At 39.0% G+C, this 1,130-nt stretch carries 1 pseudogene; it reads right to left on the minus strand.

The features are described 5' to 3' along the window. Nucleotides 1-1,130: pseudogene (gene pitA, locus GMD4S_RS13360) on the minus strand (PI-2 pilus tip adhesin PitA); the annotation flags it as partial.

Raw genomic sequence — 1,130 nt, forward strand, 5'->3', positions numbered from 1 at the left:
CACCTTGCCATTCAACTTCCACTGGTACCGTTAATGGATCTGAAGGCTTAAAGGTTGGGTTGTCAGAGTATTCTTTGGTCTTGGTTTGAGAGGTGCCTATTCCATAGGAATAGGTGACACTGGCACCTTTATTGGAGTAGAGTTTATTGACATCAGAACCTTCAGCATCACCAGCCTCTAGTTTTTTATCACCAGCAATGGCATCCAAAGCATCTTGACTAGATGTAACTTTAAATTTTAGTACATATCTAGCGCCATCTTCCAAGGAATAATTAGGAGAAAAATTAGCTGTAACCTCCACTAAACCTTCTGAACTTGTCTTGGTTTCAAAAGTTACTTGCTCGTTGCTTAATGTTTCACTGCTACCATCTTTCTCTTTAACGACACGAAACTCTGACGATCCGTTTGGTAATAGCTGGACATACTTAGAAAGAACATCCTTGATGGTCACGTGGTGGATTCCCAGTGGCAGAATCTTATCAGTAATATCTTTGAAACTGTCTTGTAACTGGTCTTCATCATTTGCAGAGAATATTTCATTTGGAATGGAGGCATTATGTTGCCTCATATAATATTGCAGACTGGTAATACTGTCGACATTGTTTGAATAACGAAATTTAATCGAATAGAAACCATCAAGTGTTGGAGCCAAGCTATATGATAGACTATTTAGATTATTATTTAATCTATCCCAAAACCACTGGGGAGCTGTTTCGATATTAGGATCTTCGTTATTGTAGTTATATATAGTGTAACCATTGGCATCGTAGACCATATTCGCAAAGCCATCTGAAAGCAAAATAACGACTTTCTTAGCATTAGATCTTGCACTTCCCATTAACTGGTTGGCCAAGGTTAATCCAGCCCCAATATTGGTCCCGGTACCAATACCTGACTCAGTACCAATGGAATTACCTCCTGCAATACTCATGTTGTATACCGCTGTTTTAGCAGCACGAGCATTGTTACTCCATCCTAAAATCGTGTTAGCATCATCCCATGGTGAAACGCCATCATAGTATTTTGTCATCCGTTCATAGGGCCAGTATGGTCTAAAAAGTCTCCATTTATTTCCATCCCAATACTGATCATTCTTTTTATTGTCAATTTTCCCACCAAATCCTACCATA

It is taken from the genome of Streptococcus sp. GMD4S (assembly GCF_000296955.1).